This is a genomic window from Ralstonia sp. VS2407 (genome assembly GCF_052950655.1).
The window spans coordinates 36,115-55,854 of the sequence record NZ_JBRFVG010000001.1 but is presented as its reverse complement, the minus strand read 5'-3'; the positions used below and the strand labels follow the sequence as shown (position 1 = coordinate 55,854).

The following is a 19,740-nucleotide window of genomic DNA, read 5'->3' as shown; positions in this document are numbered from 1 at the left end:
TCAACACGCATTGCAACGTAGAGGTTAACCAGCCACAGCGTATCAACCGCATTTTCATCCTGTGCAGCAGACCCTCGGGGGGGGAGATATGAATACGAACCAAAAAACCAATGTCGCCACTGTCGCGCTACGTAGCGGACAGATCCTCGGCAGCACGCGCATGCTCGTCCTGGCAAGTGCCGCCGGTGCCATGCTCTGCATGCCAACGCACGCGACAGCACAAACGGCCATGGAAGCAGGCGCCGTAGCCAAGTCCACCACAGCACCGGTCGTGGTGCAGTCTCGTGCCGGGGCAATCGCGCCGGTGCAGATGACGATCAGCATGAACCCGGCGCTGGCGACCGCGCCGGTCGCTGACGTACGGGGCCCAAACTGCACAGGCGCCGTGCGCGGCGAAAGCAGCGTGGTGGTGCCTGTTGGAAAGTCTTCGCTCATCTCGCTGCCGGAGCCGGTGCGCAATCGCACCCTCGGCAACCCAGCCGTGGTGCAAGCCACCATGGTGTCGCCGCAATCCATGTATCTGCTGGGCCGCAGTGTCGGCACCACCAACATGATCGTGCAGGGTCGCAGCGGCGCCTGCAGCATCGTCAATGTGGTGGTCAACGCCGATGCCGGTGGCCTGCAGACTTCGCTCGCGCAACTGATGCCGAGTGAAAGCAAGATTCGCGTGATGACCGCGGCAGACAGCCTGGTACTGGCCGGCAACGTGTCGAGCGCACAGGCGGCACAGCAAGCCATGGAAATCGCCCACGCCTATGCAGCCTCTGCACAAAGCGGTGCGGACAAGGGCGGCGGCGCGGCAGGTGCACTCGGCGGTGGTGGTGCCGCCGGCGGTGCCAGCGTCATCAACATGATGATCGTAGATACACCGCAGCAGGTCATGCTGGAAGTGAAGGTGGCGGAAGTGTCGAAGACCCTGCTGAACCAGCTGGGCTCGGCACTCAATATCCAAGGCGGATTCGGCTCTTGGGGCGGCGGCCTCTTGACCTCCCTGCTAACCGGATCGTCTACCGCGCTCTTTGCCAACAAGGCGAACAACCGGCCCTTCCAGGTTGAGTTGGATGCGCAAAAGAACGATAGCCTGGTGAAGATTCTTGCCGAGCCGAATCTCGTCACGCTCAGTGGCCAGGAAGCCAGCTTCCTGGCAGGCGGCAAGATCTACATCCCGGTTGCGCAGAGCAGCAGCTCAGGTGGTGCACCCACCATCACGCTGCAAGAGGAGGAATACGGCGTTGGCCTGAAGTTCACGCCGACCGTGATGGCCAATGGCCGCATCAACCTCAAGGTGGCACCGGAGGTGTCGGAACTCTCACCCACGGGCGCAACTGTTACCGGTGCCAACACGAATGGCCAGACCATCCTGCCGCTCATTACCACGCGGCGCGCCTCCACCACCGTGCAGATGCGTGACGGCGAGAGCTTCGCCATCGGTGGGCTGCTGCAAGACAACGCACGCGGCTCGCTGAAGGCACTGCCTGGCGCGGGTGAAATCCCCGTCCTGGGCACGCTCTTCCGCAGCACGCAGTTCCAGCATGATCTGACGGAGCTGGTCATCGTCATCACGCCGCGCCTGGTGCAGCCAATGCAGACAGCCTCGTATCCGCTGCCGACTGACAGCTTCTCGACGCCCAGCGACCTTGCCGTCTACCTGACGGGCAACATGGAAGGCTCCGGCGCCAAGAACCGTACGGCCAAACCAGCAACGGCTGCCGCACCTGCAACGGCACCGCAGGCACCTGCGCAGGTACCGAGCGCACCCGCTGCGCCCAGCTCGCAGGCGCCGATGCCGGCTCCGGTTGCGCCCGCCCCGGTGGCCCCGGCCACCCCTGCACCACGCACTGAGGTGAGCATCGCCCCGCCCACGCAACCGGCAAACGCCATGCCCGAGAAACCAGCGGCCACGCAACCGGTTGTGGAGCCCGCGTCCGCCACAACCTCGGCCACGGCGCCCACGGACGACAACGCCGCGCGTGTCGCCCGAATCGAAGCCACCGCAGCACGGCTGGCCCAGGCCAGAACCAAGACGCAGGGCCGGCAGACGGCAGTGGCCGACACGACCACAACCCCGCAGACACGCTAACCCGGGAACCATGTGGAGAAATGCCATGAACACCAATCTCAAATACTTGCAACGCGCCGCACTCGCGATCCTGGCTTGCCAGGCCCTGACTGCCTGCATGACCACGACACCCAACTGGGACAAGCACTTCGGTGAGGCCGTCACCAGCGTCAAGCAAGCACAGGTGATCAATCCCGACGCACCTGCCGGGTTGCCCGCGCTGAATGGCTATGACGGCAAAGCCGCGGTAGCCGCCATGAGCAACTATGACCGTTCGATGACCCGCTTCCCCGCTGGGGGTACTGGCACGGGCAGCGGTGGGTACGGCGGATTCGGCAGCAGTGGGTACGGCGGTAGCGGGATGTCCGGCAGCTTCTCGCGCTGACAGCACTTGGCGGGTGCCCAAACAGCATCCGCCATCGCCAGCCTGATACCAGGCCAGCCCTGTCACGGCGCGATGCAACGACATACAGAACACACGATCGAACGGGGAGCTTTGCCATGCTCAAGATCTTGATTGCCTCCGAAGACGGTGAACGCCTGGCGGACCTTGCACGCCTGGTAGCCGCCGCCGGCAGCTACCAGGTCATGCACCTGCATGCTGCACCGGGCAGCCTGTCCACGCATGCCTGCCAACTGCGCGGCGCGGATGCGCTCATCATCGACCAGCCAAGCGGTGGCCCGAGCCAGATGCTGAGCATCGAACTGCTGCGGCAGCAGTTCACTGACCTGCCCTGCATCCTCGTCACGCAAACCCAGGAGCGCGACGACCTGATTCGCGCACTGCGCGCCGGCGTCAGCGACATACTGACTTGGCCGCTGGAACGCGCCCAACTGACGACAGCGCTCACGCGGCTGGAAACCAACCACATCCCGAGAACACGCGAGGAAGCGCGCGTGATTGCCTTCATCTCCAGCAAGGGCGGCGCCGGTTCCAGCTTCATCGCCAGCAACGTCGGCTACACGCTGGCCGCACAGGAACACAAGCGCGTGCTGTTGATCGACCTGAACACGCAGTTCAGCGACACGCACTTTCTGGTGAGCAACAAGACACCACCCGCCACGCTGTCCGAAGTGTGCGCACAGGTCGACCGCCTGGACGATGCCTTCCTGGAAGCGTGTCTGACACGCGTGGCCAAGGACTTTGACGTCCTGGCCGGCGCCAGCGACCCCATCAAGGCGGGCGAGATCAAGAAGGACAAGATCGAGTACGTACTCTCGCTGGTGTCACCGATCTACGACTTCATCCTGGTGGACGTCGGGCAGGCGATCAACCCGCTGTCGATTGCGGTGCTCGACCACTGCGACCAGATCTGCGTCGTGGTCCAGCCGACCATTGCCTTTGCCCGCACGGGGCGGCGCCTGCTGGATATCCTGCACGGCCTGCATTACCCCGCCGAAAAGCTGCGCATCCTGGTCAACCGGCATGGCAAGCGCGACGAGCTGCCGCGCAGCACGCTGGAGCAAGTCTTCGGACAGAAGCTCTTCCATGTGCTTCCCGAAGATGCGGCCTCGGTGGATGACTCCATCTGCCAGGGCATGCCCATTGCCCAGCATCACCGCAGCAGCGCCATGGCCAAGGCACTCACGGCATTAGCCAACGTCTTCGCCACAGCGCGCGAGAACGATCGTCACGCATCGCAAGAGAAAGGCTTCTCCTTGAGCAAGTTCTTCTCGCGGGCCAAGACGTCGTCTCCGAACATTGCCTGAGTTTCTCCTGTCCATTTCGCCAGTCAGACGGAGCCCATCATGTCGATCCGCGACCAACTCTCCCGCCCGGACCACGCGCCGATGTCCATGAACGGGCACGCGCCATACCACCACAAGGTGGCGGGCCATCCGGCCTATCGGGACTTCAAGAAAACCGTGCACGAAGTGGTCCTGGACCGCGTGGATCTGGAACGGCTGGCCCGCTTCCCGACCGAGCAGGTGCGCCACGAGATCGGCACCCTGGTCAACAACATCATCGACGAGGAAAAGCTGCTGCTCAACGACACCGAGCGCCGGCAGATGACCACCGATGTGTATGACGAGATGTTCGGCTTCGGCCCGCTCGAGCCGCTGCTGCAGGACCCGACCGTGTCTGACATCCTGGTCAACACGGCAAAGCAAGTCTACGTCGAACGGCGTGGCAAGCTGGAGCTCACCGACGTCACCTTCTACGACGATGCACACCTGATGAAGGTGATCGAGAAGATCGTCTCGCGCGTGGGTCGTCGCATTGATGAAACCAGCCCGATGGTGGACGCGCGCCTGCCCGACGGCTCGCGGGTGAATGCCATCATTCCGCCCTCGGCCATCGATGGTCCGCTGCTCTCGATCCGCCGGTTTGCGACCAACCCGCTGCAGGTGTCGGACCTGATTGATCTCAAGACACTCACGCCCCCCATGGCCAAGCTGATGCAAGCCTTGGCACAGGCCAAGGTGAACGTGCTGGTGTCTGGCGGCACGGGCAGCGGCAAAACCACACTCCTGAACATCCTTTCAGGCTTCATCCCGGCGGACGAGCGGATGGTCACCATTGAAGATGCCGCAGAACTGCAACTGCGCCAACCGCACGTGCTGCGCCTGGAAACGCGCCCGCCCAACATCGAGGGTAAAGGCGAGATCACGCAGCGTGCACTGGTGCGCAACGCCCTGCGCATGCGGCCAGACCGCATCCTCCTGGGCGAAGTGCGGGGCGGCGAGGCCCTGGACATGCTGAACGCCATGAATACCGGTCACGAAGGGTCACTCACTACCGTGCACGCCAACACCCCGCGCGATGCGCTGACGCGCATGGAAAACATGGTGAACATGGCAGGCCTGAACCTGCCACCCAAGACGATCCGGCAGCAGATCGCCTCGGCCATCACCGTGATCATTCAAGTGGCGCGTTTGACGGATGGGCGCCGCAAAGTCATCAGCATCCAGGAGATCACCGGCATGGAAGGTGATGTCATCAACATGCAGGAAATCTTCACCTTCCAGCGCACGGGCATCGCGCAAGACGGATCCGTCAAGGGGCACTTCCGCGCCACGGGGGTCTATCCGAAATTTGCCGAGCGGCTGCGCGTATTCGGGGTGGGCTTGCCAGACGAGACCTTTGACCCGCAAAGGCACTTTGAGGTCTAAAGGCTTGAAGCCAAAGCCACCGCCAGTGTGGCCCAGGCGCGATCTAGAAACGGGGGCACCCTAAATGAACGAAATCTTCTACGCGTTCGCAATCCTGCTGTTCGCGGCCGTCGTACTCTGCATCGAGGGGGTCTACCAGTGGTGGAACAACTACCACGGCCCCGAGGCCAAGCGTGTTGATGCCCGCATCCGTGCACTGTCCGCGGGCGGACACATCGGCACCGAACAGCTCTCGATTCTCAAGAAACGCCTGCTGAGCGAGTCACCGCAGTTCCAGCGCTGGTTGATGAATCTGCCTCGCGTGAGCACGATCGACCGTTGGCTGGAGCAATCCGGCAGCGCCTGGTCTGTCGCGCAGCTCCTGGGATACACCATCCTGATTGGCGTTGGAGTGCTGGCAGTAGGTGCGTTGCTGCCGTTCCCGTTTGGCATCGTGACGGCCTGCGCGCTGCTCTTGTCTGCGCTGCCGGTCTTGCACATCGCATCGCAGCGGCGCAAGCGCCTGAAGAAGCTGGAGGCACAGCTTCCCGACGCGGTAGACATGATCGCCCGTGCACTGCGCGCCGGCCACTCCTTCGCCAGCGCGCTGGGCATGGTCGGGCAGGAGATCAAGGAGCCGATGGGCCCCGAGTTCCGCACCACATTCGAAGAGATCAACTACGGCGTGTCGCTCGATGAAGCCTTGACCAACCTCGCCAAGCGAGTGCCCGTCAATGACCTTCGCTACTTCGTGATTGCCGTGCTCATCCAGCGCGAGAGCGGCGGCAACCTGGCGGAAATTCTCGACACCATCGGCAACCTTGTGCGCGAGCGCCTGAAGCTGTACGACAAGATCCGCGTGCTTTCAGCCGAAGGGCGTTTGTCGGCATGGATTCTCGGGCTGCTGCCCTTCGGCACGGCCGGCATGATCCTCTTCGTCAATCCGGACTTCATGAAGGTGCTATGGACAGACCCGATGGGCCTGAAGATGATCGGCCTGGCGCTGTTCAACATGGTGATGGGGCTGATCTGGATGCGCAAGATCATCCGCATTCGGGTCTGACGGACGTGCGATATCCAGCACGGTGACCTGACCTGACAACGTGATTTCGTTTTCTTGGGGGGAGACGATCATGCAAGCGCTCTATTCCAATCAATATTTCATCCTGGTCCTGATCTTCGTGGCCGCCTTTGGCGGTGCACTTGGGCTACTGCACCTGTTCTCTCCGAACCGCGCACGCGGCCGGATGCAACAGATCGGCGGCCAGACCGTGGGCACAGACCTGGCCGGCGGCCCGGACCATGCCTGGGTAGAGAAACTGGCCACCTGGGCCAAGCCGGTCTCGCAACTGTCGTTGCCCAAAGACGGCTGGGAGAACTCGCAACTGCGCACCCGCTTCATGAATGCCGGCTGGCGGCAACCGTGGGCGCCGTCGCTGTACTTTGGTGTGAAGACGGTGCTGGCAATCCTCTTCCCGCTGACGGCATTGCTGGTGCTGAGCAGCCGGCCGGAACATCACGATCAAGAGGTGGTCCTCGCTGTGCTGGGGCTACTGAGCGCCATCGGCTATTACCTGCCCAATGCGGCACTGGCACGCAAGGTCGAGCATCGTCAGCGCGATGTGTTTGAGGAGTTTCCCGATATGCTCGACCTGCTCACGGTGTGTGTAGAAGCCGGGCTTGGCTTGGACGCCGCCATGATGCGCGTGTCGGACGAACTCGCACTGCGCTGCCCCGTCATGGCTGAAGAAATGGAACTCACGCTGCTGGAACTGCGTTCGGGGTTTCCCAAGGAAAAAGCACTCACCAACCTGGCGCTGCGCACCGGTGTGGAAGACGTCGACCGGTTTGCATCGATGCTGATCCAGGCAGACCGTTTCGGTACCAGCCTTGCCGACTCGCTGCGCGTGTTGTCCGACATGCTGCGCACCAAGCGCCGGATGCGTGCGGAAGAACAAGCCGCCAAGATCGCGCTGAAGTTGCTCTTCCCGCTGATCTTCTTCATCTTCCCGACGCTGCTGCTGGTGTTGCTCGGCCCTGCATTCATCCAGATCTACCGTGTGCTGCTGCCGACCATGACAGGCTCGGGAGGCTGACATGCGCGCGCAACCATAGCTGGTAGTAAAGGCCCCCGGACTATCACCTGGCGTATGTGCTAGCGCGGTGGTCCAGTTCCCGGACGCGCGCCGGGTTTTTTCCTTTGTATCTCGAGCGGTTGGGGTTAGTGGTGCTTCTGCTTGGGGATTGAGCCCGGTGGTTTGCCTCCCTTGCATCCTCTGCCGGTGCAGACCTTTGTGTTCCACCCCTGCTTCATTTCCTGCCGGGGCTGACGCGCTTTCTTTGTCTTGCCAAAGACGTAAGCAAAGAAAGGCACGCCCGATGCAGCGACTTCCCCTTGAATTTATGTGACCGCGCGGGGAAGGAGGCAAACTCGCTGCGCTCAGACAAGGCTCCTTCCTTTTTCCGCCCGCTCACAGAAAATCAAGGCGCCGCATAGGGCAGGGAAAGGCCAAACCATCGATCACCGGCGCAGCAGGAACCAACAACACAACGCGAAGCAAGGCGAGCAACAACAGCAAAAATAGGCGCCACCTGGGCCAGCACACCGTTGGTGTGGCCGTTGATGTTCCTGCCCTTGATGGCGCCTTCGATTTTCGTTGCGAGGAGGATCAAGAAAGGAGCCTTGTCTGAGCGAAGCGAGTTTGGCTCACCCCCCTCCCCGCGGCAAAAATCCTAGGAGGGAGTCGCCATCTCGGGCGTGTCTTTCATTGCTTACTTCTTTGGCAAGACAGAGAAAGCGATTGAGCCCCGGCAGGGGATGAAACTAGGGATGCACCGAGAACAAAAAAACACCCCTGCAGAAAACGAAAAAGGGACAGACCCCAAAGCCCATCCCTCAAGAAAAAAAATGAATCCAACCAGCAGCGAGAAAAGTACCCTCAAGAGCAAACGCTACTGCTATTTGGATCCTGCCCCATGACCTCTCGCGGCAAGTAAGTCGAAAACCCCGGCACAGCGAGTTGAGAAAAGCCAATCCAGGTAGCAGGCGAATAAGGCGCCACTGTCATACCGGTCACGCTGACGGCAACACCACCGCAGCTCGTAGCATCACAGCTGGTGCTCACCGCCCCACTGGTGTCGTACCACTGCACCGACACATTCGCGGACGTGAGCGTCGGCAGAATGGTCTGCATCTTGCTCAACACAGATGTCGAGCCCTGACCGCAAACCACCGCCTGTCGCGCGCCCCAGCGCGTCGCTTCTCCCACGGCGTTCCAGGTAAATAGAATGCGCCCAAAGTCGAGGATGCCAAGCAGCACCGTCAGAAAGAGCGCCACCACAATGGCGAACTCAACCGCCGTCGTACCTTTCTGATGCTTATTCATAGGACTGCCTCATGGTCACTGAGATGTTCCCAAACGGGAACGAGGTGATCGACCCGCTGCCGCCCGCATAGAAGCGCAGGAACGCCATCATGTCGATTACCGGGTTGAACGTGTAGCCCGAGATCGTGACGGTGACGGTATTGATGGCCGGGTTGGTCCCTTGTGCGATGTTGGACGTGCAGCTCGTGTTGGACGCATCGCAAATGGAAACCATGCTGGACGTCAGCCCTGGTGCCAGGGGCGCTTGCGTGCTGCCGACAGTCGGCGTGCCGTAGACCGCCAGATTGGTTGCCGTCGTATAGGAGGTCGCGTTGCCGGCGGCCTGCGTGCTCAGGTAACGGGTGGCGTCTCGCGTGGCCTTTGCCAGGGTGTTGTAGGTGTAGATCGCCCGGCCGAACTCCGTTATCCCAAAGGTGATGGCCAGCAGCAGGCTGAGCATGATGGCCAGTTCGACCAGCGCCACACCATGTTGTCGTTGTCGTGTCTTCATGGTTCGCTCCTACTGCACCAATGCTGGAACCAAGGGGCCCTTGCTGCCGCCAGCCAGACCACTGGGTGAACACGGGCTGCTGGCGGACCCTGCGTTGCCGAGGAACTCGAACTGCGGCGTATTGTGGACACCGTCAATGGGCTGCAACATCAGCATGCAGGCGTAGTCGATGATCTTTGACGCGGAGGAGATGACGGGCACCAGGACGACACGCCGGTTCGCCCCATAGGTGGCAAGATCTCCGCTGCTTCCGCTTGTCGCAAGACTTTTGTAGCCGCCCTTGACGTTGAGCCCGGTGATCTTGTCGCCGCCGGTGACACTCGTCCCGGTATCGTCGTAGTTGGCATAGGCAAGCCGTTTGTTCTTGAAATTTGCAGCGCTCGTGTCCGAGCCCGATGCTGGTGTGCCGCTGTAGGCGTTCTGCGGCACTGCGTTCGTCCAGTTGGTCGATGTATAGGAGTAGCCCGTGAAATCCGGCTGCAGTTGCGATGCATTTGACTTGTTCTTGTAGATGCCAAAGCGTGCATTCCAGTTGTCGTCAACGGACACCTTCGCACCCGGTGTACCAAGCTGGTCACCGATCTTGGAATTGCAGTAGCCCTGATCCATTTCGGTTTTCGTCTCGTTGGCATTGGTGGAGCCGTCGAGGTTGTACCAACCCATCTCCCCAGGCGTGGGGGAGCCACCGGCATACAGCATGCTGACCCACTCACCAATCTGGAAGCCATAGTTGGGGGCGGTCCCACCGGCTTTCGGGACCAGGGCCACGGGAATGGGGCACGTGCTCTGCGCATGTACACGCGTGGCCACCGCCAGTGCGGCAACAGCATTGCTTGTGGCGCCGCCAACGAACTTGATCAGACGCGCCGTGATCCCGCTCTTGGTATGAGTGCATTTGACGTAGCTCGACGAACTCGACGCCACGCCGGCTGCGCTGTAGGTACCGTTCAGTGCCGTGCTGAATGTGACATCCGCATTCGCCAACGACGCCGACGACGCTTGATAGACGACGCGGTTGGCGTTGCCCGCTGTCAGCCCCGCATTCGTTGCCCGGGTCAGCGCATCTGATGCACCGTCCAGTTCCTGCGCTGCCGACAAGGCGCAGCTATCCACCGCTGACTGAAGCTCCGTCTTGGCCACGAACAGGCCGCTCAAGTCGATGACCAGGCCTGCCATTCCCAGCAACACGGCAAGGATCAGGCCAACCATCGGGAGCACCGCCCCTCGTTCTCTCTGTTTGGTATGCGTGCGCATATGCCTTCGCCTCCGCCGGTGTGAATGGCTATCGGGCGTTGTATCGACTACCTGCCGCGGCTCGCCGGTCGCTTGCAGATCTCCCCGTCCCTTATCGTCAGTTGTAGCCGCCACGGACGCAGTCCGAAACTGGCCGTAGGTATGATTCAGCGATGAAACGCGAAGCCGCTTGGTGGCTTGCATAGCGGGCGGTTTGTGCAGGCAGCCCATGTTGCCCTCCGCTAGCGGAACGTCCAGAACCGATGCAATAAAAAGGTGAGCGGCGGCACCACCGACAGAATGGCCGCAAGCCCGGCCCAGTAGCTCAGGCCCAACGTCTGCGCCAGCCACGAGATCGCAAGCGTCAGCGCCAAGCAGAGCAGTGAGACGGCGTAGAAGCGCAGGAAATTGGCGCGCCCCGGCTTGGCCGAGAAGCTCCACAGCGCGTTGAGCAGGTACGAGCAGACGTTGGCGCAGACGAACGCTACGCCGTTGGCCGTCACCTGGGAGGCAGAAAAGCCGTTGATGAGCGTGGTGGCGATGGCAACGTGCATGCCGGTGGCCGCAACACCCGAGACCCCGAAGCGCAGCACTCGGATCACCATCATGCGGTCCGGCAGCCGCTGCGCAAGCGTTGGCGGCAGCAGACCTGCCAATGCGTTCATGACGCCCGTTTCAGCGTGTCGCATGATGTCCCCCGTCCCTCTGTCACCATTCTTGGTGGCACGAGGCAGGGGGGAAATCGATCAAACGGATGACGAAGCTGTCAGGAATTGGACGAGCTTGATGAGCGGAGTGCGCGACACCTCAGTCCGCGTCGCCGCTGTCACTGCCGCCGTGCGTGCGGTCAAAGCGGCGCAGCGTGTCGATGCGCTCGCGCGTGAGCGGGTGCGATGAGAAGAACGCCGAAGCATCGTCATCGCTGGCGGCGTCGCCCTTCTTGGCGGCATCGGCCTTGCGCGTACCGCCATGCGTGTCTTCCAGCGCCTGCAGCACGTCGGCAAACGCGCCGACAGACAAGCCGTTCTCCTGCAGCAGCAGCGCGGCATAGCGGTCGGCGTCGCGCTCGTAGTCACGCGAATAGCGCAGCGTGAGCAGCGCCGCCGGCACACCCGACAGGATCGTCGAGACATCGCCAAACAACAGCGCCGCCGTTGCGCCAATGGCCGACGACTGAATCACCTGTCGCAGCCCATGGCGATATTCCACGTGACCAGCCTCGTGCGCCAGCACACCCGTCAGACCATCGCCCTCACCCACCAGCTTCACCAGCGCATCGGTCACGACAATGTCCCCGCCCGGCAGCGCAAAGGCATTGGCGCCGATGTCGGCATCCCGAAAGACGATGTGATACGTGTGCGTGGCCTGCGGGGGCCGGTGCAGCGCGGCAAACCGTGCGCGGATGCGGTCCTGCTGCGCGACGGGCAACTTGCTTGGCCGGAGCCAGCGTTCATCCATAGCTTTGAGCGTGCTGCGCCCGAGCTGTGCTTCGGCGCGCTGCGGCACCATGTTGGCCACCACCTTGGCACCCCATGGCAAGCCGTAGCGATACCCCAGTGCCAGCACCACCACCATGGCCAGCAGCGCGCCCAGCGCCAGCTTCCAGCTGTTCTGCGCCAGCACGACCCACCCCTCGCGATAGCCGGTGCGATGCAGCAGCGCGTTCAACGACGTCTGCTCCGCAAGGTCGGTGATCTCGCAAAACGCGCCGTCTTCGAACGTAATCAGGCGCGGTGCATGCTTGACGCGTTCCGACACCCGCAGCGTAGACAGCGGTGCACGGCGCAGTGGCGTGCCCTCGGGGTCAAACAACACCGCCTCGCCCGCCTCGACAGCAAGGCGCACCGGTTGCGCACGCGAGGTACGGCCGTCGAAGTAGGTCGCGAGAATCACAGCGGGTGCCTTTGCCTTGCAGCGCGGTTACAGCGCGATATCGATGTCGTACCAGTCCACGGTGGCGTCGCCCAGGGCGCTCACCTTGGTGGTCTCGCCAGCCACGAAGGTGTCGAGTGAGCCCGATGCAAACATCGTCACGGATTCGAGCTTGTAGCGTGCAGTACGCACACGTGCAAACGGCGTGAACAGGCCGACGGTGATCACGATCATCACCGCGTTCGACACGAAGATCCAGAACAGCTTGCCAGCACCGACATGGCTCTGAAAACGGTGCGCGCCAAGCGTCGTGTTGCTCCACACCAGGTTCTGCAGGCGCGACAGGACGTACGGCGTCAGGAACAGCATCGCCGCATACATGAACAAGCCGATGACGATGAAGCCGAAGATCTGGCCGATGCCCGGCGCACGATGGAACGACACCCCCAGCAACAGCGACAGCACACCAGCCACCACAACGGCCAGCACTGCCAAGCCGAATGTGCGCAGATACACACCGTAGAAGTTGCCCGGCGTGGCCGAGAAATCAAACGGCGCGGTACCGAAGCGCGTGTTCTTGTGCTGATAGCGCTTGAAGCGCTGATGCGCCAGCGGCGCCAACAGGTAGAGCGAGAAAACGCTCAGGATCGGCCACACCAGGAACACCATATAGCCCTCGGCATCCTTGCCCGTAAAGGCGAAGCGCAGCCCACGGTAGCTGGAGTTGGCCATGCGAAAGCGCAGCGACCGTACGAGCAGCCACGGAAACGCAGCGGCCATCAGCGCAAGCAGTACCAGCCCCACCGCAGCTGACGAATGGCCGAGCAGGTTGAACGCAAGCGCCAGCACGAAAATGATCGCGCGACCCTTGAGAATGGCAATCGGGCTGCCGTGATAATCGAAGCTCGATCCGGCCAGTTGGGTGTTGCGATAGAAATACTGCAGCGTGCGCACCTTTGCCCATGCCGAGTAGACGCCCAGCGTGACGATGGTCAGCAGCAGGTTGACGATCCAGATACGGAAGTATTCCGAGCCGCTGCCGATAAAGCGCAGTCGCAAGGGTTGCGGCGCTGCTGGAGCGGGGGCGCTGCCCAGGATGGACTCGCGTGCGATGTCGTTCATCTGTTTTTCCCTTCCCTGATTTGTTGTCGTGCCCCGCTTCAGGACGCGTATCGATATTCAACGACGCTGAGGCTCGCGGGTGGGCCGATTGTAGCCAAGCCCACTGCGTTGCAGCGTTAACGTCGCCTTAACAAAGCAGGCAACAAAAAACCCCGCGGGCTCGCACCCACGGGGTTTTTTGTTTGGAACAGCCATCCTGGAGGATGGCCGGGCCAGGGCCGGTGCGGCAAATTACATCATGCCGTCCATGCCGCCCATGCCACCCATGCCGCCCGGCATTGCCGGAGCTGCATCGTCCTTCGGCAGTTCTGCCACGGCGCAATCCGTGGTCAGCATCAGCGAAGCAACCGAAGCGGCGTTCTGCAGCGCGGTGCGGGTCACCTTGGTCGGGTCCAGCACGCCCATTTCCACCAGGTCACCGTACTCGCCGGTGGCGGCGTTGTAGCCGTAGTTGCCCTTGCCTTCGATCACCTTCGACACCACAACCGAAGCCTCGTCGCCAGCGTTGGTGACGATCTGGCGCAGCGGCTCTTCCATGGCGCGCAGCACGATCTTGATGCCGGCGTCTTGATCAGGGTTGGAACCCTTCAGACCGGAGATCAGTGCACGGGCGCGCAGCAGTGCAACACCGCCGCCAGCCACGATGCCTTCTTCCACGGCAGCGCGCGTTGCGTGCAGCGCATCTTCCACGCGAGCCTTCTTTTCCTTCATTTCGACTTCGGTGGCAGCGCCAACCTTGATCACGGCAACACCGCCGGCCAGCTTGGCCACGCGCTCTTGCAGCTTCTCACGGTCGTAGTCCGAAGTCGCTTCTTCGATCTGGGCACGCACTTGCTTCACACGGGCTTCGATGTTGCGGGCGTCGCCTGCGCCATCGATGATCGTGGTGTTTTCCTTGCCGATTTCAACGCGCTTGGCTTGGCCCAGGTCGTTCAGGGTCGCCTTTTCCAGCGTCAGGCCAACTTCTTCAGCGATGACTTGGCCGCCCGTCAGGATGGCGATGTCTTCCAGCATGGCCTTGCGGCGGTCGCCGAAGCCCGGAGCCTTGACGGCGGCGGTCTTCAGGATGCCACGGATGTTGTTGACCACCAGCGTTGCCAGGGCTTCGCCTTCGACGTCTTCAGCGATGATCAGCAGCGGACGGCCAGCCTTGGCCACTTGCTCCAGCACCGGCAGCAGGTCGCGGATGTTGCTGATCTTCTTGTCGAACAGCAGCACGAACGGGTTGTCCAGCTGGACAACTTGCTTTTCCGGGTTGTTGATGAAGTACGGCGACAGGTAGCCGCGGTCGAACTGCATGCCTTCCACGACGTCCAGCTCGTCGGCCAGCGACTTGCCGTCTTCCACGGTGATCACGCCTTCCTTGCCAACCTTGTCCATGGCTTCAGCGATGCGCTGGCCGATGGATTCATCGCTGTTGGCCGAGATGGCGCCAACTTGAGCGATTTCCTTGCTGGTGGTCGTCGGCTTGCTGATCTTCTTCAGCTCTTCGACGGCGGCCGTCACAGCCTTGTCGATGCCGCGCTTCAGGTCCATCGGGTTCATGCCGGCGGCAACGTACTTCATGCCTTCGCGCACGATCGACTGGGCCAGCACCGTTGCGGTGGTGGTGCCGTCACCGGCGTTGTCGCTGGTCTTGGAAGCAACTTCCTTGACCATTTGCGCGCCCATGTTCTGCAGCTTGTCCTTCAGCTCGATTTCCTTGGCGACCGACACACCGTCCTTGGTCACGGTCGGGCCACCGAAGCTGCGCTCCAGCACCACGTTACGGCCCTTCGGGCCCAGGGTCACCTTGACTGCGTTGGCGAGAATGTTCACGCCTTCGACCATCTTGGCACGTGCGGCGTCGCCGAACACTACGTCTTTAGCTGCCATCTTGAGAATCTCCGAAATCTTTGGATGTTGCCCGCGCGCTCAGTCAGCGGCGCCGGCAATGAGGATTGGGTTACAGGTAAGCGATGCGACAGAGCGCGTGCTTACTTTTGCACCACGGCCATGATGTCTTCTTCGCGCATGACCAGGACTTCCTGACCATCCACCTTGACGCCCTGGCCGGCGTACTTGCCGAACAGCACGCGGTCGCCGACCTTCACGTCCAGCGCGATCGCATTGCCCTTGTCGTCTTTCTTGCCCGGGCCGACGGCCAGCACTTCGCCTTGATCCGGCTTTTCAGCGGCGGCGTCAGGAATGACGATGCCCGAAGCGGTCTTGGTTTCGTTGTCCAGGCGCTTCACGATCACGCGGTCGTGCAAAGGACGCAGGTTCATACACAACTCCTCAATGCAAAGTGAGTGTTTATTCACAAAACGCGCCGCAGAACGCGGCGCATCGGGAAAGCATCGGGGACCGGAGGCGTTGTTAGCACTCCTGCCCAGCGAGTGCTAATTATAGGGACGGGGTATTACGATTTCAAGAACGGGCGCTGAAATTCATGTCGAGATGTCGATGACGGTGTCGAGATTCACTCAACGCTGAACTTTGTTCACTCAACTATGAACTCCCTCGCGTCGCCGCCCGGCTGCCCTCGAAGAATCCCTTTTCCGTCAACAGGTTGCTGGATGCGGCGAGACAAATGCCGGGCGCCGAAAACGCTGCGGAACGCGCCACAAAGCAAGCTCACCCAAGTTTGCACCTCTTTCCGGGATATCAACTATGTGAATTATGATTCACAAAAAAGGGATATCCGCACGTTCAGTCCCGGGCGACTGTCGACATTCGGATAAACATGCGGGCTCTAGGGCCGCCACCGTCCAGTCACACCGCGTCCGTTCCATTGCGGGCGGCCGCTTAGAAGGCCTGAACGTCCGGCCTGCAGTGCTGCTGTTCAACCGGTTGATGCAACACATCGGTGACTGCACGAGTTGCTGCCCTAACGCCGACTGCAGCGAGACGACCTTGGAGCCCCTTATGTGCCGACGAAGGGCATGGCGGAGCCGAAATACTCTGACTGCGGCTTCCGGACGACATCCCACCGTTTGGTGTAGCCAAGCGGGCGCTGGGCCTTTCATGCGTGATAGGCAGCGACGAATGCCTTCATAGCGCGCCTTGCGATAGATTCGAGTTGGGTTGGAGGCACGTTGTCGAGTGCATGCAGCAGAAACTTCAGTAACAGCTCCGACTCCAGTAGCCCGCACAGATGCGCAGCAGCCACTTCAGGGTCATCGCGACGCAGTTGCCCTCTTTCCATGGCCGAGGCCAGAAATTGCGTTGTCAGGTCCATGTACGGCTTCACTGTCCGCGCATATATCGTTGCCCCCAACTTGCTATCGGCCGGGGTGGAAAAGACCAGCCTGCGAAGCGCCTGAAAGCGCGACGAATACACCGTTTGGAGCAACCGTACTCCAAACGCGAACAACAAGTCTTCTATGCATTCTGCTGAGGCATCCAGCTGTTCCAGAACTCCGCCTGTTTCCTGTGCTGTAGCGGCAATGATGACTTCGTAGTACAGCTCTTCCTTCGACTCGAAGTAGCTATACAGCGTGCCCTTGGAACACTTGGCGCGCTCGCTGACGTGGGACATTAGGGTTCGCTCATAACCCTGTTCGAAAAACACTTCCGTGGCGGCGCTCAGTAACTGCAGCCGCTTCTGTTCCGTCTTAGTCCGCACTGCTCCCCCTTTGTCGAACTCATGAGTTCGATTTTGCCCGAGCGATGGTACACTTCAAAATCGAACTGATCGGTTCGATTTTAGACTAGGAGGGAATCAATGCCGGAAATAGATCACATTCGTAAGCCCAAGCCTCTGCGGTTGTGGGACACATACGCCTTCCCCGCTGTGTACTTCGCCTTGTTGGGAGCGATATTTCTTATCCTCTATTTGGCTTCGCTGTGGAAGCACGCTTAACGTGTGGGTAGCGCTTCACCTCCCCGTTTTTCGTATCCAAATAGCTGGTCCGGAGATGCGAGTAATAGGATGAGGCGCCCCCCAACTCCGTTGAGGGCGCCTTTGTAATCCGGACGTCTACTCCCTAGAACTTGTGGCGCATGCCAATCAGTGCGCCCGTCTGGCCAATACCGGCCAGCACCGTGCCGCCGCTGCCCAGCGCGAGTGACGAGCCGTTCCGATTCAGCGCGCGGGCGGCAGTGAAGTACAGGTCGGTGCGCTTGGAGAGCGCGTAATCGGCCTGCACGATGAAGAGCCACGGGTCCTGGTTGTTTGCACGGATGTCCAGGTAGTAGGCCGAGCCGGTCACAGACCAGGCGGGTGTGAAGTTGTACGTGGCGCCGAGCCAGTACATGTTGGATCGCAGCGCCGTGGTCAGGGCCGTGCTACCGGCCGAACCACCGTACTGCGAACGCGCCCAGCGATACCCCGCCACCAATTTGACCGGCCCCAGTGCGGTCGCTGCACCAAAGGCGAGGTTCTTGTTGGACAGGTCCTGTGAAGCGACGCTGGAACCCTGCGTCTGGTCATACGCCAAGGCCAAGCTAGTCGCGCCCAGGGCATAGGCGAGTTGCCCGCCGATCTCTCGGCCGGCCTTGCTGGCGCCCGCGATTTCCCCGCCGAAGCCCGCATCCCAGCCCGTGCTGTAAGTGGCTTCGACCGTCAGGCCGCCGAACTGGCCGAGGTACTTGATGGAATTGTCGATGCGCTGGGAAAACACCGGGTCCATCGACGTAATCGAATAGCGCGCTGCAACGCCCATCAGGTCGTACGTCTTGGCAAAGTCATAGATAGGCGCATCCTGGCGGCCGAGCGTGACGGTGCCGGCGCTGCCCTGTAGCCCGACATAGGCGCTGCGGCCGAACAGGCGCGAAGTGCTGCCGGTGCCGTTGGCGAGCGTGCCCGTGTCGAGGTTGGTGCCGTTCTCCAGTAGGAACAGCGCCTTCATACCGCCGCCGAGGTCCTCCACGCCGCGCAGGCCGAAGCGTGAGCCCGACTGGTTGCCTGGCTGCATGCGCACGACGGATGCGCTGCCGCCGCCTGTTTTGGGCACGTTGTTAATGACCTCGATGCCGATGTCGGCCACGCCGTAGAGCGTGACACTCGATTGCGCGTGCGCGAAGCCAGCGGTCATGCCGACGGCCAATGCGGCCAGTTGCAGATGACGTTTCATGATTCCTCCTAGGTCTATTTGTAGGTAAGCAGGCAGCACCCGGCCGCCGGGCGGCTCGATGCCCGGAAGCCGGAGAAGAACAACAAAAAGGACGGGGGGCTCTGCCGCCTTACGAGGGCTGAGACGAAGCCGCCTCCGTCACGCGCACGAGTAGCGTCATGACAAAGGAGATGGCTAGCAGTGCTGACAGGAACAGCAGTCCCGTCGTGGTGCTATGCGTCTGGCCTTTCAGGTAGCCGATGGCGAACGGCCCGACAAAGCCGCCAAGGTTGCCGATGGAGTTGATGACGGCAATCGACACGGCTGCGGTGGAGCGCGTGAGGAACAGCGTGGGCAGCGCCCAGAACGGCGACTTGAATGCATACAGGCCCGCCAGGCTCAGGCAGATCATCACCATGGCAATGACGGGATTGCCGATGAAGCCCGCGCCCACGAACGCGAGCGCCGCCACGCCCAGCGGAATGGCCGAATGCAGACGACGCTCGGCACGCTTGTCGGAGCGGCGCGACCACCAGATCATCGCGGCCGTTGCAACCACATACGGCAGCATTGCGATCAGCCCGACCTGCGTGTGCGACAGCTTGGCCGAGAAGCCCTTGATGATCTGCGGCATCCAGTAACCGATGCCAAGACTGCCGCACTGATAGACGAAGTAGATGAACGACAGGTACAGCACCTTCGGATTCGACATCACCTGGAGCGTGCCGAGGTGTGCGGCAGCGGGGCGGGCCTTTTTGTCACGCTCCAGTTCAGCGAGCAGCCAGTCGCGTTCGGCTTCGGATAGCCAGCGCGCATCTTTCGGGCGGTCGGCCAGGTACAGGTAGCACAGCACGCCGCCAATCACCGCGGGCGCGCCTTCGAGCAACAGCATCCAGCGCCAGCCGCTCCATTGCAGCCAGTGGACGTTGTCCATGATCCACGTGGAAAGCGGCGCACCGATGATGTACGACACGGGAATCGCGGCAGTGAAGAGCGATACGGTGGTCGCCAGCTCGCGCGCACGGAACCAGTACGTCAGGTAGACGATGATGCCAGGGAAGAAGCCGGCTTCCGCCACGCCCAGCAGAAAGCGCAGCACGTACAACTGCGTCGCGCTTTGCACAAAAGCGGACGCCATCGCCACGATGCCCCACGTGACGAGGATGCGCGCGATCCAGCGTCTCGCGCCGAAGCGGTTCAGCATGACGTTGCTCGGGACCTCGAACAGGAAATAGCCGATGAAGAAGATGCCCGAGACGAAGCCGAAAGCCTCGCTGCTGAGCGCCAGTTCCTTATTCATCTGCAGCGCCGCATAGCCGATGTTGGCGCGATCGAGATATGAAATGATGTACAGCACGAACACGAACGGAATGATGCGCCAGGTGATCTTGCGCACGATTGCCTGTTCGTCCGGCAGTGCTGTGGCCATCGTGTTGGCGTGTGTTGAGA

The 19,740-nt window shown here is 61.6% G+C and carries 18 protein-coding genes; 6 read left to right on the top strand and 12 right to left on the bottom strand.

All coding sequences use genetic code 11. The features are described 5' to 3' along the window. Positions 1-88: 88 nt before the first annotated feature. The 6 genes from ACU8YE_RS00260 (at position 89) to ACU8YE_RS00235 (ending at position 7,248) form a co-directional block, all read left to right on the top strand. On the top strand, positions 89-2,080 hold the full coding sequence (locus tag ACU8YE_RS00260; RefSeq protein WP_446927860.1) for a type II and III secretion system protein family protein: 1,992 nt from the start codon (positions 89-91) through the stop codon (positions 2,078-2,080). 25 nt (positions 2,081-2,105) lie between these two features. Beyond that, positions 2,106-2,444: a hypothetical protein gene (locus ACU8YE_RS00255; RefSeq protein ID WP_232042140.1), complete on the top strand. Its 339-nt coding sequence runs from the start codon at positions 2,106-2,108 to the stop codon at positions 2,442-2,444. Positions 2,445-2,560: 116 nt separating this feature from the next. Next, the gene (locus tag ACU8YE_RS00250) at positions 2,561-3,769 is read left to right on the top strand and encodes an AAA family ATPase (protein ID WP_343620004.1); all 1,209 of its coding nucleotides are present in this window, start codon (positions 2,561-2,563) and stop codon (positions 3,767-3,769) included. Positions 3,770-3,808: 39 nt separating this feature from the next. Continuing rightward, entirely contained in the window at positions 3,809-5,173 is a 1,365-nt protein-coding gene (locus ACU8YE_RS00245; RefSeq protein ID WP_373407659.1) for a CpaF family protein, read from the top strand. 64 nt (positions 5,174-5,237) lie between these two features. Further along, positions 5,238-6,215, top strand: coding sequence for a type II secretion system F family protein (locus tag ACU8YE_RS00240; RefSeq protein WP_414560262.1), 978 nt, complete (start codon positions 5,238-5,240; stop codon positions 6,213-6,215). 70 nt (positions 6,216-6,285) lie between these two features. Further along, positions 6,286-7,248 carry a type II secretion system F family protein gene (locus ACU8YE_RS00235; protein ID WP_232042137.1) on the top strand — a complete coding sequence of 321 codons (963 nt, stop codon included), beginning with the start codon at positions 6,286-6,288 and terminating at the stop codon, positions 7,246-7,248. Positions 7,249-7,633: 385 nt separating this feature from the next. Here ACU8YE_RS00235 and ACU8YE_RS00230 read toward each other — a convergent pair whose 3' ends face one another. From ACU8YE_RS00230 to ACU8YE_RS00175, 12 genes are all read right to left on the bottom strand, one after another. Next, complete coding sequence (locus ACU8YE_RS00230) at positions 7,634-7,825, bottom strand: hypothetical protein (protein ID WP_440076723.1); 192 nt, start codon at positions 7,823-7,825, stop codon at positions 7,634-7,636. A 266-nt stretch (positions 7,826-8,091) separates the two neighbouring features. Next, positions 8,092-8,538: a TadE/TadG family type IV pilus assembly protein gene (locus ACU8YE_RS00225; RefSeq protein WP_045203584.1), complete on the bottom strand. Its 447-nt coding sequence runs from the start codon at positions 8,536-8,538 to the stop codon at positions 8,092-8,094. After that, the gene (locus tag ACU8YE_RS00220; protein WP_232042135.1) at positions 8,531-9,028 is read right to left on the bottom strand and encodes a TadE/TadG family type IV pilus assembly protein; all 498 of its coding nucleotides are present in this window, start codon (positions 9,026-9,028) and stop codon (positions 8,531-8,533) included. Before ACU8YE_RS00220 ends, ACU8YE_RS00225 begins: the two co-directional genes overlap by 8 nt. Positions 9,029-9,037: 9 nt before the next feature. Further along, on the bottom strand, positions 9,038-10,282 hold the full coding sequence (locus tag ACU8YE_RS00215) for a pilus assembly protein TadG-related protein (RefSeq protein WP_414561388.1): 1,245 nt from the start codon (positions 10,280-10,282) through the stop codon (positions 9,038-9,040). 221 nt (positions 10,283-10,503) lie between these two features. Beyond that, positions 10,504-10,950: a GtrA family protein gene (locus ACU8YE_RS00210; RefSeq protein WP_260802930.1), complete on the bottom strand. Its 447-nt coding sequence runs from the start codon at positions 10,948-10,950 to the stop codon at positions 10,504-10,506. Between the two features lie 118 nt (positions 10,951-11,068). Further along, positions 11,069-12,154, bottom strand: coding sequence for a M48 family metallopeptidase (locus ACU8YE_RS00205; protein ID WP_322019002.1), 1,086 nt, complete (start codon positions 12,152-12,154; stop codon positions 11,069-11,071). 27 nt (positions 12,155-12,181) lie between these two features. Beyond that, positions 12,182-13,255, bottom strand: a complete 1,074-nt coding sequence (locus ACU8YE_RS00200; RefSeq protein WP_446927859.1) for a YjgN family protein — start codon at positions 13,253-13,255, stop codon at positions 12,182-12,184. A 231-nt stretch (positions 13,256-13,486) separates the two neighbouring features. Further along, positions 13,487-15,130, bottom strand: a complete 1,644-nt coding sequence (gene groL / locus ACU8YE_RS00195; RefSeq protein ID WP_232042130.1) for a chaperonin GroEL — start codon at positions 15,128-15,130, stop codon at positions 13,487-13,489. Between the two features lie 101 nt (positions 15,131-15,231). Then, positions 15,232-15,522, bottom strand: coding sequence for a co-chaperone GroES (gene groES / locus ACU8YE_RS00190; RefSeq protein WP_009238929.1), 291 nt, complete (start codon positions 15,520-15,522; stop codon positions 15,232-15,234). A gap of 737 nt (positions 15,523-16,259) precedes the next feature. After that, positions 16,260-16,862, bottom strand: coding sequence for a TetR/AcrR family transcriptional regulator C-terminal domain-containing protein (locus tag ACU8YE_RS00185; protein ID WP_446927858.1), 603 nt, complete (start codon positions 16,860-16,862; stop codon positions 16,260-16,262). A gap of 361 nt (positions 16,863-17,223) precedes the next feature. Then, positions 17,224-18,312: a porin gene (locus ACU8YE_RS00180; protein WP_446927857.1), complete on the bottom strand. Its 1,089-nt coding sequence runs from the start codon at positions 18,310-18,312 to the stop codon at positions 17,224-17,226. A gap of 109 nt (positions 18,313-18,421) precedes the next feature. Continuing rightward, positions 18,422-19,720, bottom strand: coding sequence for an MFS transporter (locus tag ACU8YE_RS00175; RefSeq protein ID WP_446928069.1), 1,299 nt, complete (start codon positions 19,718-19,720; stop codon positions 18,422-18,424). Between the last annotated feature and the right edge of the window lie 20 nt (positions 19,721-19,740).

Bases quoted from the DNA above. Each gene is read 5' to 3' on its own strand.
- ACU8YE_RS00235 (WP_232042137.1), top strand. From the start codon at position 6,286: ATGCAAGCGCTCTATTCCAATCAATATTTCATCCTGGTCCTGATCTTC.
- ACU8YE_RS00250 (WP_343620004.1), top strand. From the start codon at position 2,561: ATGCTCAAGATCTTGATTGCCTCCGAAGACGGTGAACGCCTGGCGGAC.
- ACU8YE_RS00225 (WP_045203584.1), bottom strand. From the start codon at position 8,538: ATGAATAAGCATCAGAAAGGTACGACGGCGGTTGAGTTCGCCATTGTG.
- groL (WP_232042130.1), bottom strand. From the start codon at position 15,130: ATGGCAGCTAAAGACGTAGTGTTCGGCGACGCCGCACGTGCCAAGATG.
- ACU8YE_RS00175 (WP_446928069.1), bottom strand. From the start codon at position 19,720: ATGGCCACAGCACTGCCGGACGAACAGGCAATCGTGCGCAAGATCACC.
- ACU8YE_RS00255 (WP_232042140.1), top strand. From the start codon at position 2,106: ATGAACACCAATCTCAAATACTTGCAACGCGCCGCACTCGCGATCCTG.
- ACU8YE_RS00220 (WP_232042135.1), bottom strand. From the start codon at position 9,028: ATGAAGACACGACAACGACAACATGGTGTGGCGCTGGTCGAACTGGCC.
- ACU8YE_RS00240 (WP_414560262.1), top strand. From the start codon at position 5,238: ATGAACGAAATCTTCTACGCGTTCGCAATCCTGCTGTTCGCGGCCGTC.
- ACU8YE_RS00210 (WP_260802930.1), bottom strand. From the start codon at position 10,950: ATGCGACACGCTGAAACGGGCGTCATGAACGCATTGGCAGGTCTGCTG.
- ACU8YE_RS00180 (WP_446927857.1), bottom strand. From the start codon at position 18,312: ATGAAACGTCATCTGCAACTGGCCGCATTGGCCGTCGGCATGACCGCT.
- ACU8YE_RS00245 (WP_373407659.1), top strand. From the start codon at position 3,809: ATGTCGATCCGCGACCAACTCTCCCGCCCGGACCACGCGCCGATGTCC.
- ACU8YE_RS00215 (WP_414561388.1), bottom strand. From the start codon at position 10,282: ATGCGCACGCATACCAAACAGAGAGAACGAGGGGCGGTGCTCCCGATG.
- ACU8YE_RS00200 (WP_446927859.1), bottom strand. From the start codon at position 13,255: ATGAACGACATCGCACGCGAGTCCATCCTGGGCAGCGCCCCCGCTCCA.
- ACU8YE_RS00260 (WP_446927860.1), top strand. From the start codon at position 89: ATGAATACGAACCAAAAAACCAATGTCGCCACTGTCGCGCTACGTAGC.
- groES (WP_009238929.1), bottom strand. From the start codon at position 15,522: ATGAACCTGCGTCCTTTGCACGACCGCGTGATCGTGAAGCGCCTGGAC.